Below are 15,162 nucleotides of genomic sequence, written 5' to 3' on the forward strand. Positions count from 1 at the left end.
CTACTCCCGGGTTCGCCGGGTCTTATGACAGTAGTGTGAAATTTCCATTATCGGGACACGTCGCGGTCACGGCGTGGGAAATGCCACGCCGAGGTTGACGGCCGGGTTACCTCGGCGTTAAGCGCCATCCGGGCCGCGAATGGTTCGCTGACCTGCGGGGATGATCGCGCGGCCGGTCAACTTGATCGTTACGGCGGGTGGCGGCCGTCGAGCGGGGGTTCGGGCCGGTGGCTCCGGAAATCACCCGGAAGCCAATCGCGCGGTAACTCGCGCGGGCCCGGACGGCGGGCGTCAGCCGGCGTTCCCGGCCCCGACGGCCCAGGGGTTCATCCGGTCGGCAGGTCGCTGGGGCAAACGGTGGTTGTGGTGTATATCGCGTACTGGTTCGCTGGCGCGGACGGAGTTTCACTACCTGCGCACGCATCGGGTGACGCCATGAAGATCTCCGGTTCTCCCTTCAAATCCCCTGCGAGACCCCCGGCGCGGACACGTTCCGGCCGGATTGTCCTTTTCGCCGCGATACTCGGCTTGGTCGGCGGCATCCTCACGCCGGTGTCCGCGCCGGACCCCGCCTCGACGACAGCGGACCCCGCCGCGGCCGGTTGCGCGGCCCAGGGCGCGGAGCAAACCGCTGCCGCACAACAGGTTTCGGCTCAGGGCGCGGCCTACCAGGCGGTGGTCGACCCCGAGGTGATCGGCGCCGAGAAAACGGTTTCCCACGACGGCGCCGAGTTGCGGATCGGCGCGGCTGCGGTGGCCACGCGCACGACGATCGGCATCACCCCGCTCGCCGACGCGGAGGTGCCCTCGCTCGACCCCGGCATGACGAACGTGACCAGGGGCCCGCGGCACGGCTACCGCTTCAGCCCGCATCCCTTTCACTTCGCGGAAAAGGTGAAGGTTTCCCTGCCCTACGACCCCGCGGTGGTCGGCAAGGACTTCGACACCCGCGACGTGCACACCTTCTACTACGACGAGGCGGGCGGCTGCTGGCGCCAGCTGGAACGCGTGGCGGTCGACGAGGAGAACCACGTCGTGGTGTCCCTGACCGACCACTTCACCGACATGATCAACGCCGTGGTCACCGTCCCGGACGCGCCGGAGGGCGAGTCCTTCGACCCGACGCGGATCAAGGACATCCAGGCCGCCGACCCGGGAGCCTCGATCAGCACGATCGCCGCGCCGTCGGCGGACACCTCCGGTGACGCCCGGCTGGCCTACCCGATCGAACTGCCGCCCGGCCGGGACGGCATGGCCCCGCAGCTCGACGTCCGCTACAGCTCGGTGGGGGAGAACGGCTGGCTCGGCCAGGGCTGGGACCTCCCGGTGCCATCGATCACAGTGGACACCCGCTGGGGCGTGCCGCGCTACGACCCCGCGCTCGAGACCGAGACCTACCGGATGGGCGGCGAGCAGCTGACCCCGGTGGCGCACCGGGAGATGCCGGTGCCGCGGTCCGCCGGGAAGGTTTTCCACCCACGAATCGAAAGTGGTCAGTTCGCGCAGATCCTTCGCCATGGTGAATCTCCGGCCGGCTACCACTGGGAGATCGTCGACAAGAGCGGCACGCGTTCGACCTACGGCGGCACCCCCGAGTCCACATTGACCGATTCGGGCGGCAACGTGTTCCAGTGGGCGTTGCGCGAAGTTCGTGATGTGCACGGCAATCTCATCCGCTACACCACCGCGCGCCAGGCGGACTTCGGCGTGCCGTCGGGCGGTTCGCTGCCCGGCAGCGAGCTGTACCTCGAGCGCGTCACCTACACCGGAAGCGGTGAGACGGACGGCCCGTACGCCGTCGACTTCGTCCGTGACCGCGAACTCGGGGAGCCCCGGCGAGCCGACGTCGGCATCGACGCGCGCGGCGGGTTCAAGCGGGTCACCGCCGATCTGCTGCGCAAGATCGTGGTCACGTTCAACGGCCAGCCCGTGCGCCACTACGACCTGAACTACGGCACGGGCGCTTTCGAGAAGACGTTGCTCAAGTCGGTGTCGCAGTTCGGGGCCGGCGGCACGCTCTTCAACACCCACGAGTTCGCCTACCACGACGACATCCGCGACTCGGGCGGCGGTTACCAGGCGTTCAGCCGCGGCGACTGGGCCGCGCCGGGGGACAACCTGCGCAACAGCGCCATCCCCGGTGACCCGGGCGCGATCAGCGCGCTCGGCGGCAGCACCGGCGACGGCGCCGGTGGCCACCTGTACGTGGGTGCCGGGCCGTTCCCGTCGAAGTCCGGGTCGACCGGGGTGAAGACGGGGTACGCCTCGAACACCGACACCGGCCTGCTCGCGCTCGTCGACGTCGACGGCGACAACCTGGCGGACAAGGTGTTCCAGCAGGGCGGCGGGGTGGCCTACCGGAAGAACCTGGCCCGCCCGGGTGGGCAGGCCCGCTTCGCCGACGAGGTCAAACCGCTCAACATCCCCGGGATCGCCTTCGAGGCCAGCGATTCGCTGACCCTCGGGGTGGAGAGCTACGTCGGCGGGGTGGCCGCGCAGCTGAACCACGTGGACACCTTCACCACCTCGGACCGCTACTTCACCGACGTCAACGCCGACGGGCTGACCGACCTGGTCAGCGACGGCAACGTGCTGTTCGGGCGCATCGGCGCCGGTGGCGCGCCGGTGTTCGGCAGCAGCAGCGAGACACCCGTGCCGATCGGCGAGGGCCAGGTCGACACGAGCGGTCTGCTCGACGACTTCGCCGAGGACCGCGCTCGCAAGGAGGAGACCTACCCGCCGCTGGACACCCTGCGCCGCTGGGTCGCGCCCTTCGACGGCACGGTGAGCGTTTCCGGCCCGGTCTCGCTGACGCCGCCCGATCTCGGCGAACTGCCGCTGTCGAGCGAAGGCGATCTCGACGGCGTGCGGGTGGCCGTCCAGCACGACGACACCGAGCTGTGGTCGAAGACCATCGAAGCCGGTGACCACGCGCAGTACACCCCGTCCGGGGTCGGCTCGCTCCAGGTGTCGAAGGGGCAGCGGCTCTACTTCCGGGTCGGGTCGCGTGCCGACGGTGCCGCGGACGCGGTCGCCTGGGACCCGGTGATCACCTACGCCGGTGCGGACCGCGAGGACGTCAACGAGCTGGACACCCACCGCTACCAGGCGTCGGCCGACTTCACCCTCGGCGGGCAGCAGTCCACCGTGGAGGCCCCGGTCACCGGGACCATGCGGCTGGGCGGCGACCTGGTCAAGAAGGCGGCGACCACCGACGACATCGGCGTGCTGATCACCCGTGACGGCGCCCCGATCTTCGAGCAGTCGCTGGCGTCGACCGCGGTCGGGGAGATCCCGGTGAACCTCGACGTGCCGGTGACCAAGGGGCAGAAGCTCCAGTGGCGGGTGAAGATCGACTCGCCGATCGACCTCAGCCGGTTCGAATGGGTGCCGACCGTGGCCTACACCGCGGCCGAGGGCGTCCAGCAGATCACCGACGCCGCGGGCGAGTTCACGCTGACCGCCAGCCCGCCCTACGCGCTCGACATGTATCCGGTGAACCAGCTCGGCGCACCCCAGGAACTGTGGACCGCGCCGCAGACCGGTGCGCTCACCATCGAGCCGCGTCTCACGGTGAGCGATCCGAAGCCCGCGCGCGTGGTGGCCACGGTGAAGAAGCGTGGCGCGCTGCTCGGCAAGAAGGTGCTCGACCTGACCGGCGAACCCGAGCCGTTCACCGTCGACGTGGTCGCCGGTGACCAGTTGTCCTTCGACTTCAGCACGCTCGACGCGGTCGCCGTGCCGAGCTGGGGCATGACCGCCGGTGGCGTGGAGGTGCCTACCGGGTTTCACACCGGAGAGTGCACTTCGTGCTCTGGGGTGTTCCAGCTGCCGTACCGGGGCTGGGGCGCGGTCGGCTACAACGCCAAGGGTGACCGTGCCACGAAGCCGGTCGTGCAGGGCGACTTGAAGATCGACGAGAGCTATAAGGCGCAGCTGCCCGTCGACGTCGTCCCGGAGCGGGACCGGCCCGCCTTCGAGGCCGACCCCAAGATCACCCCGCCGCCGGTGTACCCGTTCACCCCGTCGCCGCAGACCGGCCGCTGGGGCGCGGGTGACGACTCGTGGGTGGAGAAGTCCGCCGCGAGCAGTTCACGGATGGGTGGCCGGTCGGTCGACCTGCCGAAGTCCTCGGACTACGCCGGGGCGAAAGCGCCGTCGCGGGTCGCGCGGTCGAAGCAGACCTCGCTCACCGTCGGCGCCGGCGAGGTCGGCACCGTGGGCGGCAGCATCGCCTACGGGACCAGCACCGCGGAGGTGGACTACCTCGACATGAACGGGGATTCGTTCCCCGACGTGGTCTCCGGCGGCAAGATCCAGTTCACCGACGAGCACGGGGTGCTCGGCGCGTCGAGCGGCACCCACCCGGGTGCGGACGTGCGGGAGAGCACCACGATCTCCGGCAACACCAACGCCGGCAGCGCGGCACGGGTGATCGCCACCGGCAAGTCGCACGCCACGCCACCGGCCAACGGCACGGCCGGCACCGCGCAGTCCGGGAACGACCTGCCGCCGTTCGGGGTCGGCGGGAACCTGGGCGCCGGGGAGCAGAACGCCCAGTTCGACCTGCTGGACATGAACGGCGACGGTCTGCCGGACCGGGTGTTCGCCGACGGCCGGGTGACGCTCAACCTGGGCTGGAAGTTCGCCGAGACCGCCGAACCCTGGCCGGGTGCGGGGCTGCACGACGGCGAGATGACCAACCTGGGTGTGAACCTCGGCTTCAACACCGATTTCTACGGGTTCGCCGGTGGCGCGTCGCTGAACCAGGGCCGCAACTCGGCGGAGGCCAGCCTGGTCGACGTCAACGGCGACGGCCTGCTGGACCGGGTGTTCGACGGCGACCCGATCAAGGTCTCGATGAACACCGGCAGCGGCTTCGGCGAGGTGCGGACCTTCCACGGCAGCCTGAGCGGGGTCAACCTGGACCAGAACGCCAGGCTGTCCGCGGGCGCGTACTTCTCCTTCTCGTTCTGCTTCACCTTCGGCGCCTGCGTCGTCACCAACCCCGGTGCCGACGCGTCCACCGGCGCGGCCCGCACGGAGCAGATGCTGCGCGACATCAACGGGGACGGCTACGCAGACCACCTGCGGTCCACAAAGGACGATCAATTGCAGGTGGCGCAGAACAACACCGGCCGCACGAACCTGCTGCGCACGGTGGACAACCCGCTCGGCGGCCGGATCGAGCTGGACTACAGCCGCGACGGCAACACCTACGACAACCCGAAGTCGCACTGGCTGCTGGCCAGGGTCAGCGTCGACGACGGGCTCCCGGGTGACGGGCAGGACCGGCAGCTCGCCACCTACAAGTACGAGAGCGCCTTCTACGACCGCTTCGAGCGCGAGTTCTTCGGCTACCGCAAGGTGACCGAGGAACACCGCGACCCGGGGGCCGGTGACGCGCTGTACCGGGCGACGACCAAGGAGTACCTCGGCGGCTACCACCTGCGTGGCGCGGTGCAGCGGGAAACCACCGCCGACGCGGCGGGCAGGCTGTTCGCCGAGACGAGGTACACCTACCAGCCGAAGGACGTGCTGACGGCGAAACCGGTGACCACCGCCGTCCGCGCCGCCTCGGTGTGGCCGCAGCCGGTGCGCACCGACCGGTACTTCCACGAGGGCCAGGCGAAGGCGGTGAAGAGCACCTACACCGAAGTCGCCTACGACGACGTGGGCAACGTGATCCGCCGCTTCGACCCTGGCGAATCCGGCCCGCAGGACGACGTCGAAGTGCTCACCAGGTTCTCCCGCGAGCTGCCCGAGTGCGCGGGCAACCGGGTGCTCGACACCCTGTTCCTGACCGACACGCTGGGCAACAAGGCGGTCATGCGGCACCAGGAGTCCGATGTGGACTGCGCCACCGGTGACGCGCTGCAGCACCGCGCGCTGCTGGCCAACGGCGACCAGGCGGTCACCGACGTCACCTACGACGACGTCGGCAACGTCGCCTCGGTGACCGGCCCGCCGAACAAGTTCGGCCAGCGCTACCGGCTGGACTACACCTACGACGCCGCCACCGCCACGCACACCGAGTCGGTGACCGACAGTTTCGGCTACCGCTCGACCAAGAAACCGGACCTCCGGTTCGGGTTGCCCGCCTCGGAGATCGACCAGAACGGGCAGGAGGTGCGCACGGCCTACGACGAGTTCGGCCGGGTCGACGCGGTCACCGGGCCGTACGAGCTCGCCGAGGGCCGCACCACGATCGACTTCGAGTACCACCCGGAGGCGGCGGTCCCGTTCGCGATCACCCGGCACCTCGACCGGGCGGCGAGCGGGGTGCGGGCGGACACCATCGACACGATCACCTTCGCCGACGGGCTGAACCGCATCGTGCAGACCAAGAAGGACGCCACGCTGCACACCGCGCCCGGCAGCGCGGCGGTGGCGGGCATGACGGTGTCCGGGCGGGCCGACCACGACTTCGCCGGGCGCACCACCGCGGTCCACCACCCGACGAGCGAACCGAAGGGAGCGCACAACACCACCTACAACGCGGTCGCCGATCCGGTGCAGCCCACGCGATCGAGCTTCGACGTGCTCGACCGCAACACGAAGACCGTCCTGCCGGACAACACCGCCACCACGGCGTCCTACGGGTTCGGGGCCGACCGGCTCGGACTGTCCTCGTTCGAGACGGTGACCAAGAACGCCAACGGCGTGGAGAAGCAGAGCTACCACAACGTCCGCGACCAGGTCACCACGGTGAAGGAAAGCAACCCCGAGGGCGGGCAGCCGGTCATCTTCACCAGCTACGCCTACGATCCGCTGGGCCAGTTGCTGCGGGTGACCGACGACCGGAACAACACCACGCACTCCGCCTACGACAACTTCGGCAGGCGCACGCTGGTCGACAACCCGGACACCGGCCGCACCGAGACGCAGTACGACTTGGCGGACAACCCGGTCCGCGAGATCACCGCGAACCTCGGCGCCATCGGGCGCGCGGTGGACTACGACTACGAGTTCACCCGGCTCACCGGCATCCGCTACCCGGTGTTCCCGGCGAACAACGTCACCTACACCTACGGCGCGCCCGGCGCACCGGACAACGGCGCCGCCCGGATCACCGGCGTCAAGGACGGCGCGGGCACGGTCAGCCGCGGGTACGGCCCGCTGGGTGAGGTCGTCCGGGAGGTCCGGACCACCGTCCCGATCGACGGGGACACCCGCATGTACACCACGCAGTACACCTTCGACAGCTTCAACCGCGTGCTCAAGATGACCTTCCCCGACGGGGAGCTGCTCACCTACGGCTACAACAGCGGCGGTCTCGTCGAATCGGCGAGCGGGGTCAAGGGCAAGTACACCTACCAGTACCTGAAGAAGCTGGAGTACGACCGGTTCGAGCAGCGTGCCTTCCAGGAGAACGGGAACGGCACGAAGACCAGCTACACCTACGACGTCACCGACCGGCGCCTGGAATCACTGGAATCCAAGCAGCCCAAGGGAAAGGTGTTCCAGAAGCTGGGTTACGACTACGACGACACCGGCAACGTCACCGCGCTGCGGAACGAGATCGACCGGTCGGAGGTCGGTGGCCCGGTCACGCAGACCTTAGGCTACGACGACCTCGACCGGCTGACCAGCGCGGCCGGGCAGTTCACCGGCAAGGACGGTAAGGCGGACAAGTACCAGCTGGACATGTCCTACGACACGCTGCACAACGTCACGGTCAAGGACCAGCGGCACCAGATCGGCTCGCACGCCCAGAAGGAGACGACCTACTCCTACGGCTACACCTACAACAGCGGGCACCCGCACGCGCCGAGCGGGATCGCCGCGCAGGAGATCCGGTACGACGCCAACGGGAACCTGGTCCAGCGCAGTGAAGGGAAGGAGCACCGCCAGCAGGTCTGGGACGACGAGAACCGGCTCGCCTGCACGCACGACGGCAAGTCGCTGGCCATCCCGCAGGTCGCCGACTCGTGTGCTCCGGGTGCTTCGCCGACAGCCCGCTTCGCCTACGACGACCAGGGTGAACGGGTGCTCAAGGACGGCGGCCACGAGTCGGTCAACGTCTACCCCAACGCCGGGTTCTCCCAGCGGATCGGGGACCACAGCACCACCTCGTTCAAGCACATCTTCGCCGGCGGCACGCGGCTGGTGACGAAGGTGGGCCGGAGCAGCGGTGAGGAGAACCAGCGGTTCTTCCACCACCCTGACCACCTCGGCTCCACCGGCGTCGCCACCGACGAGGACGGGGCGATCAGCGATCACCACGAGTACTTCCCGTCCGGGGAGAGCTGGGTGAACCAGCGGTCCTCGGGGGCGGTGCCCTACCAGTTCGGCGGCAAGGAACTCGATGCCGAAACCGGGCTCTACTACTTCGGCGCGCGTTACTACGAGCCGAAGAGCACCAACTGGCAGAGCGCCGACCCCCTGCTGCCGTCCTATTTGGATGGTAAACCCAACGGTGGTGCGGAAAACCCGGCGAACCTCGCGACGCACAGCTACGCCTACAACAACCCGGTGCGGTACGGCGATCCGGACGGCAAGGCGGTGTGGTTCTTCCTCGCGTTGTTCCTCGGCGGCACGGCCGGCGGGTCGCAGTACGCCAACGCGCCGCGGATCGGTGAGCAGACCTACACCAAGTCCGACGGGCGGCTGGCGCTGGAGCAGGTGGAGGGCGCGGGCACGGTCGTCGGCGCCACGTACGGCGCCAAGGCGCTCTACTCCGGTGGCCGGGCCCTGCTCACCAGATCGGGGCTGGCGCAGGCGGGCAAGGAGGTCGTCAAGGACCAGGCGATCGACCAGGCCGTCGAGTACGTGGCCGGTGAGGACGGGAGCAGTGCCTACAACGCCGCCAGTTCGCTCGGGCGTGCGCGGTCGGAGCTGGTTTCGCAACTGGTCAAGCGGACCGGCGACCTCGCCGGGTTCACCGGGAAGGGCACCAAGCTGATCATCGACGAGAACTTCTCCAAGCGCGGCCTCGCGCCCTACCTGAGGTCGAAGGGTTACGACGCGCGGAGCGTGGATGAAATGGGCTTGGCAGGCCAGAAGATACCGGACGACAAGGTGAAGATGGTCGCCGAAGCGGTCGGCGCGAAGGTGGTGTCGAAGGACCGCGGCCGGGACCTCGGCGGTTTCCAGGAACTGCAGATCAAGCTGCCGGAACGGGTGCGGAGCAATTCCGACGTGCTGCGGCTGATCGAGGAGGCGCTGAAGAAGAACTAGCCGAAGATCACGCTCCGACCCGGTCGCGGCGCCCGCTGATCTTGTCTTCAATGGGGTGATGCGGGAGCTGCGAGCGGCGTTGCGGGCGGAACTGGGTGCGAGGGTGGCCGTCGACGCGGCCGCCCTCGCGCTCTACAGCACGGACGCGTCGAACTACCGGCACGAGCCGATCGGGGTGGTGTGGCCGCGGTCGGCCGAGGAGACCGAGGAGGTGGTCGCCGCCTGCCGTGAGGTGGGCGCGCCGATCGTCGCCCGCGGTGGCGGGACGAGCATCGCGGGCAACTCCTGCGGGCCGGGTGTGGTGCTGGACTTTTCCCGCTACTACCACCGGTTCGGCGAAGTGGATCCGGCGAACCGCACGGTGTGGGCCGAACCGGGCGTGGTGCTGGACCGGTTGCAGGCGGCGGCCGCGCCGCACCGGCTGCGGTTCGGGCCCGATCCGTCCACGCACAGCCGCTGCACGCTCGGCGGCATGATCGGCAACAACGCCTGCGGCTCGCATTCGGTGGCTTGGGGCCGGACCGTCGACGCGGTGCGGAGCATGGACGTCCTGCTTTACGACGGCACCCGGCTGACCGTCGGCCCGGACGCCGGGTTGCCGCCCGAGCTGCGGACGCTGGTGCACGACCACCTCGCGCTCCTGCGTACCGAGTTGTCGCCGTGGTCGCGCCGGGTTTCCGGGTACGGGCTGGAGCACCTGCTGCCGGAGAACGGGTCGAACCTGGCGAAAGCGCTGGTCGGCAGCGAAGGCACCTGCGTGACGGTGCTCGGCGCCGAACTGGAGCTGGCCGAGCTGCCCAGGGCACGGGTGCTCGCCGTGCTCGGCTTCGAATCCGACATCGCCGCGGCGGACGCGGTGCCGTCGATCCTGCCGTGGTCGCCGCTCACGGTCGAAGGCGTGGACGCGGAACTGGTGTCGCTGCTGGGGTCTTCCCGTCGCGCGGACCTGCCGCCAGGCGGGGCCTGGCTCTACGTCGAGATGGGCGCGGAGACACAGGAGGCGGCGATCGCCCGCGCGCGGGCGCTGACCAGGGACGTCGCCGACCGGATCACCGGGCACGTGGTGCTCACCGACGCGAAGGCGCAGCGGCAGCTGTGGCGGATCCGCGAGGAGGGCGCCGGGCTGGCGACCCGGCTCGCGGACCGGTCGGAGGCGTGGCCTGGCTGGGAGGACGCGGCGGTCCCACCCGAGCGGCTGGGCGCCTACCTGCGTGAGTTCAAGCAGCTGATGGCCGCGCACGGCAGGCAGAGCGTGGTCTACGGCCACTACGGCGAAGGCTGCCTGCACATGCGGCTCGACTTCGACATGCTGTCGCGGCCCGGGCTCGCCGGGTTCCGGAAGTTCCTGGAGGAGGCAGCGGACCTCGTCGCGGCCCACGGTGGCTCGCTGTCCGGTGAACACGGTGACGGGCAGGCGCGCTCGGAACTGCTGCCGCGCATGTACAGCCCCGAGATGATGGCGTTGTTCGCGCGGTTCAAGGGCATCTTCGACCCGGGCGGCATGATGAACCCCGGTGTGCTGGTCGAACCCCGGGCGCTGGACGCGAACATCCGGGTGCGGACCGCGCCGGCGTCGATCGACTCGGTGACCTTCCTCGGCTATCCGGAGGATCGCGGCAGCTTCGGGCAGGCGGTGCGGCGGTGCGTCGGGGTGGCGAAGTGCCGCAACACCGAGGGCGGCGGGGTGATGTGCCCGAGCTACCGAGCGACGCTGGACGAGAAGCATTCGACCCGGGGTCGCGCGCGGCTGCTCGCGGAGATGATCAACGGCGAGGTGATCCGCGACGGGTGGCGGTCCGAGGAGGTTCGCGAGGCGCTGGACCTGTGCCTTTCGTGCAAGGGCTGCCTGTCGGACTGCCCGGTGGATGTCGACATGGCGACCTACAAGGCGGAGTTCTACCACCAGCACTACCGCGGCAGGCTCCGCCCGGCGGCGCACTATTCGATGGGCTGGCTGCCGATGTGGCTGCGTGTCGCCGCCCTCGCGCCCCGGCTGGCCAACGCGGTGGTGAAGCGGCCTCGGCTGGCGCGGCTGCTGAAGCGGCTCGGCGGCATCGCGCCGGAACGCGACCTGCCGACGTTCGCCCGCCCGTTCACCAAGCGGGCGCTGGACTCCGGCGAAGGCCGGAACGTGGTGCTGTGGCCGGATTCGTTCAACAACTACTTCACCCCGCACGTGCTCGACGCCGCGGCCGAGGTGCTGACCGCGGCCGGCTACCACGTGGTGCTGCCGGACAAGGGTGTCTGCTGTGGACTGACCTGGGTGTCGACCGGGCAGCTGGGCGTGGCGCGGAAGGTGCTGCGGCGCACGCTCTCGGTGCTCGAGCCCTACCTCGACGCCGGTTACCTGGTCGCGGGCGTGGAACCGAGCTGCACCGCGTTGTTCCGGGGTGACCTCAAGGCCCTGCTGCCTGACGACCCGCTCGCGGCGGTGCTGGCCGAGCGCACGCGGACCTTCGCCGAGCTGGTGGCCGACTCACCGCTGGAGTTCGACGCGCTGGACCAGGACGCGGTGAGCCAGGTGCACTGCCACCAGCACGCCGTGCTCGGGTTCGACGCCGACGAGCGGGTGCTCGCCGGGGCCGGGGTGCGCAACTCCGCGCTGGACTCGGGCTGCTGCGGCCTGGCCGGGAACTTCGGGTTCGAACGCGGGCACTACGAGGTGTCGGTCGCCTGCGCCGAGGACCGGTTGCTGCCCGCGCTCCGGGAGACCGACCCGGACACGCTGGTCATTTCGGACGGGTTCAGCTGCCGCACGCAGATCGCGCAGGAGTCCGACCGCGAGGCGGTGCACCTGGCCGAGGTGCTGAGGCGGGCGTTGCCGGGAGGCCGGCGCTGATCAGGTGCCGAACCAGCGCTGGGCCAGCGCGTCCAGGGTCGGTTGCTCGGGTTCCGGCATGACCTTCAGGTACCAGGGCAGATTGCTGTAGACGTGCAGCAGCGTGTACGCGAGGCAGCGGCGGGCGAACTCGGCGTCCAGCTGCTCGGCGGTGTAGCCGTAGGCGAGCAGCAGGCGGCGGAAGAACGCCCGGTCGCCGCCCGCGACGAAGATGCCCGCGCCGACCAGGTCGTACTCCGGTGCACCGCGCATAGCGGGCTCGAAGTCGAACAGCCCGGTCACCGCCCAGCCGTCGGCTTCGCGGCTTACGAGCAGATGGTCGCGCATGAATTCGGTGTGCAGGAGCACGGGCTCCGGGGTGCCGAACTCGACTTCGGCCAGGAAGCCGGGGATCTGCGCCAGCCACTCGCCGGCCAGCCCCGCCTTCTCCTGCCGCTGGACGGCGTTCGCGCGCTGGGTCTCGAGGAACGCGGACCAGTCGGCCGGGCCCAGGTCGGGAGCGGGCGTGCGGTGCAGGGCGGCGAGGGCTTCGCCGAGGTTCTGGGCCAGCGATTCCTTGTCCGATTGGGTGAGCTGCGGCCAGGCGCTGCTGAGCGTCTCGCCAGGCAGGCGGCTCATCAGCACGTAACCCCAGCCGTCGAACTCGCCGGTGCGGTCGAGCCGCGCGGTCGGGATCGGCAGCCTGCCGTGCAGTGCGCGCAACACCCCGGCTTCGGTGCCGACCTCGTTCAAGTACACCGGTGGGAAGAGCTTGAGCACCAGGTCGCCGCCCACGGCGTAGACCGGCAGTGAGCCGCTTCCGAAACGCTCGGCCTCGCGGTCGGTCAGGCCCAGCTCGTCCAGCAGCGCGGCGACCCCGGGTCGCACCTGCTCGTCGGCGAGCGCTTCGAACTGTTCCTCGGTCCCGGCCTCGGGAAAGAACGGCATGCGCGGACCGTAGGACACCGCGGTGACGACCGCGACGGAATTATGGTGGCCGGGTGACCCTGCAGCGCGCGCGTGAACTCGACGAGACCGATCCGCTCTACGCCTTCCGCGACCGGTTCCTGCCCGCCGACGAGAAAATGGTGGCCTACCTCGACGGCAACTCGCTCGGCCGCCCACCACGCGCGGCGCTCGAACGGCTCGAAACGCTGGTGCGCGAGAACTGGGGCGGACGGCTGATCCGCGGCTGGGCCGACGGGTGGATCGAGCTGCCGACCCGCCTCGGGGACCGGCTCGGCGAGGTGGTGCTCGGGGCCGCGCCCGGCCAGGTGGTGCTCGGCGAGTCGACCTCGGTCTGGCTGTACAAGCTGCTGCGGGCCGCGCTGGCCCTGCGGCCCGGCCGGCGTGAGATCGTCACCGATCGGCACAACTTCCCGACCGACCGCTACCTGGTCGAAGGCATCGCCGAGGAGCTCGGCTGCCGGGTCCGCTGGGTGGAAACCGAGCTCGACACCGGGCCGGCCGTCGAGCAGGTCGCCGCGCTCGTCGGGCCGGACACCGCGGTCGTGACCCTGAGCCAGGTCGACTACTGGTCGGCGCACGTGTCCGACCTGCCCGCGATCACCCGACTGGTCCACGAGGCCGGGGCGCTGGTCGTCTGGGACCTCTGCCACAGCGCGGGCTCGCTCCCGCTTTCGCTCGACGCCGACGAAGTGGACTTCGCGGTCGGCTGCACCTACAAGTTCCTCTGCGGCGGACCCGGCTCACCCGCGTTCGCCTACGTGCGCCGGGACCTGGTCGACGAGGTGCGCCAGCCGATCTGGGGCTGGTTCGGCAGGCGGGACCTGTTCGAGATGGGGCCCGGCTACGAACCGGCGGACGGGGTGCGCCGCCTGCTCTCCGGCACGCCGCCGGTGGTCGGGCTCGCGGGCGTGGAGGCCGGGGTCGAGCTGATCGCCGAAGCGGGCATGCCCGGCATCCGGGCGAAGGCGGTAGCGCTCACCGAGTTCGCCGTCCAGCTGTTCGACGACCACCTCGCGCCACTGGGCTTCGAACTCGGCTCACCTCGGGACCCGGACCTGCGCGGCGGTCACGTGACGATCCGGCGAGCCGACGCACGCGAACTCTCGGCCGCGCTCATCGAGGCCGGGGTGCTGGTCGACTTCCGCGCACCCGACGGCATCCGGCTCGGGCTCTCGCCGCTGACCACCGGGTTCGAGGAGCTCTACCGCGCGATGGAGGTCATCCGGGACCGCGCTCGGTGACCACCGCGGTGATCAGCTCGGCCGGGGTCACGTCGAAGGCCGGGTTGAACACCGGCGCGCCGGCGGGCGCGGTCGGGACCCCGCCCCAGGAGGTCACCTCGTCCGCGTGCCGTTCCTCGATCTCGATGAGGTCGCCGCTGGGCGTGTGCTCGTCCAGCGTGGACGAAGGCGCGACCACGAGGAACGGCACGCGGTGGCGGGCGGCGGCCAGCGCGAGCCCGTAGGTGCCGACCTTGTTCGCCACGTCGCCGTTCGCCGCCACGCGATCCGCGCCGACCACCACGCAGTCGACCAGGCCGCGGGCGAGCGCCGACGCCGCCGCGACGTCGGGCAGCACGCGGTACGGCACCCCGACGTCCGCCAGCTCCCAGGCGGTCAGCCGCGCACCCTGCAGCAGTGGCCGCGTCTCGTCGACCAGCACGTATTCGACCTCCCCGGCCGCGTGCAGGTGCCAGACCACGCCGAGCGCGGTGCCCCAGCTGACCGTCGCGAGGCGGCCGGCGTTGCAGTGGGTGAGCAGGCGCAGCGGCCGTCGCGGGCACAACTCCCGGATCAGGTCGGCGGCGTGACCGGACGCCGTGCGGCACAGTTCCTCGTCTTCGGTGAGGACCGCGAGCGCCTCGGCGAGCACGGCGTCCGCGCCGGACGGCAGCTTCGCCAACGCCCGTCGCACGCCCCAGGCCAGGTTCACCGCGGTGGGCCGCGCCTGCGCCAGCCGCTCGGCTTCGCCTTCGACGTTCACGCCGTGCCGGGCCGCGAGCGCGACCCCGAGCGCACCGGCCGCGCCGAGGGCCGGAGCACCGCGGATCGCCAGCCGCTGGATGGCGTCGATCAGCTCGGCGACCGTCCGCAGTCGCAGGAGCCGGTACTCACCGGGCAGGGCGCACTGGTCGACGAGCACCACCACGCCGTCGTCCCAGTCGATGGTGCGCTGGTCAACCGAACCCATGGGCC

5 protein-coding genes are annotated in these 15,162 nt (G+C 70.3%); 3 read left to right on the plus strand and 2 right to left on the minus strand.

All coding sequences use genetic code 11. The annotated features are described in order from the left end of the window. Positions 1 to 552: 552 nt before the first annotated feature. A complete protein-coding gene (locus JOM49_RS13615; protein WP_209664652.1) occupies positions 553 to 9,180 on the plus strand; it encodes a DUF5615 family PIN-like protein in 8,628 nt (2,875 codons plus the stop codon). Between the two features lie 58 nt (positions 9,181 to 9,238). After that, positions 9,239 to 12,019 carry an FAD-binding and (Fe-S)-binding domain-containing protein gene (locus tag JOM49_RS13620; protein WP_209664653.1) on the plus strand — a complete coding sequence of 927 codons (2,781 nt, stop codon included), beginning with the start codon at positions 9,239 to 9,241 and terminating at the stop codon, positions 12,017 to 12,019. Here the strand turns inward: JOM49_RS13620 and JOM49_RS13625 are convergent, their stop codons facing one another. After that, positions 12,020 to 12,946: a phosphotransferase family protein gene (locus tag JOM49_RS13625; RefSeq protein WP_209664654.1), complete on the minus strand. Its 927-nt coding sequence runs from the start codon at positions 12,944 to 12,946 to the stop codon at positions 12,020 to 12,022. 53 nt (positions 12,947 to 12,999) lie between these two features. On the opposite strand from JOM49_RS13625, the gene JOM49_RS13630 reads away from it, so the two are divergent. Next, positions 13,000 to 14,208: a kynureninase gene (locus JOM49_RS13630; protein ID WP_308158736.1), complete on the plus strand. Its 1,209-nt coding sequence runs from the start codon at positions 13,000 to 13,002 to the stop codon at positions 14,206 to 14,208. Here JOM49_RS13630 and mtnA read toward each other — a convergent pair. Beyond that, the gene (gene mtnA, locus JOM49_RS13635; RefSeq protein ID WP_209664655.1) at positions 14,186 to 15,157 is read right to left on the minus strand and encodes an S-methyl-5-thioribose-1-phosphate isomerase; all 972 of its coding nucleotides are present in this window, start codon (positions 15,155 to 15,157) and stop codon (positions 14,186 to 14,188) included. The two genes, JOM49_RS13630 and mtnA, sit on opposite strands and share 23 nt — an antisense overlap. Positions 15,158 to 15,162 lie beyond the last annotated feature (5 nt).

It is taken from the genome of Amycolatopsis magusensis, assembly GCF_017875555.1.
Taxonomy (GTDB): Bacteria; Actinomycetota; Actinomycetes; order Mycobacteriales; family Pseudonocardiaceae; genus Amycolatopsis; species Amycolatopsis magusensis.

What these genes read in the sequence shown, in the direction of transcription:
- JOM49_RS13620 (WP_209664653.1), top strand. Translation starts at nt 9,239, where the DNA reads ATGCGGGAGCTGCGAGCGGCGTTGCGGGCGGAACTGGGTGCGAGGGTG.
- JOM49_RS13625 (WP_209664654.1), bottom strand. Translation starts at nt 12,946, where the DNA reads ATGCCGTTCTTTCCCGAGGCCGGGACCGAGGAACAGTTCGAAGCGCTC.
- mtnA (WP_209664655.1), bottom strand. Translation starts at nt 15,157, where the DNA reads ATGGGTTCGGTTGACCAGCGCACCATCGACTGGGACGACGGCGTGGTG.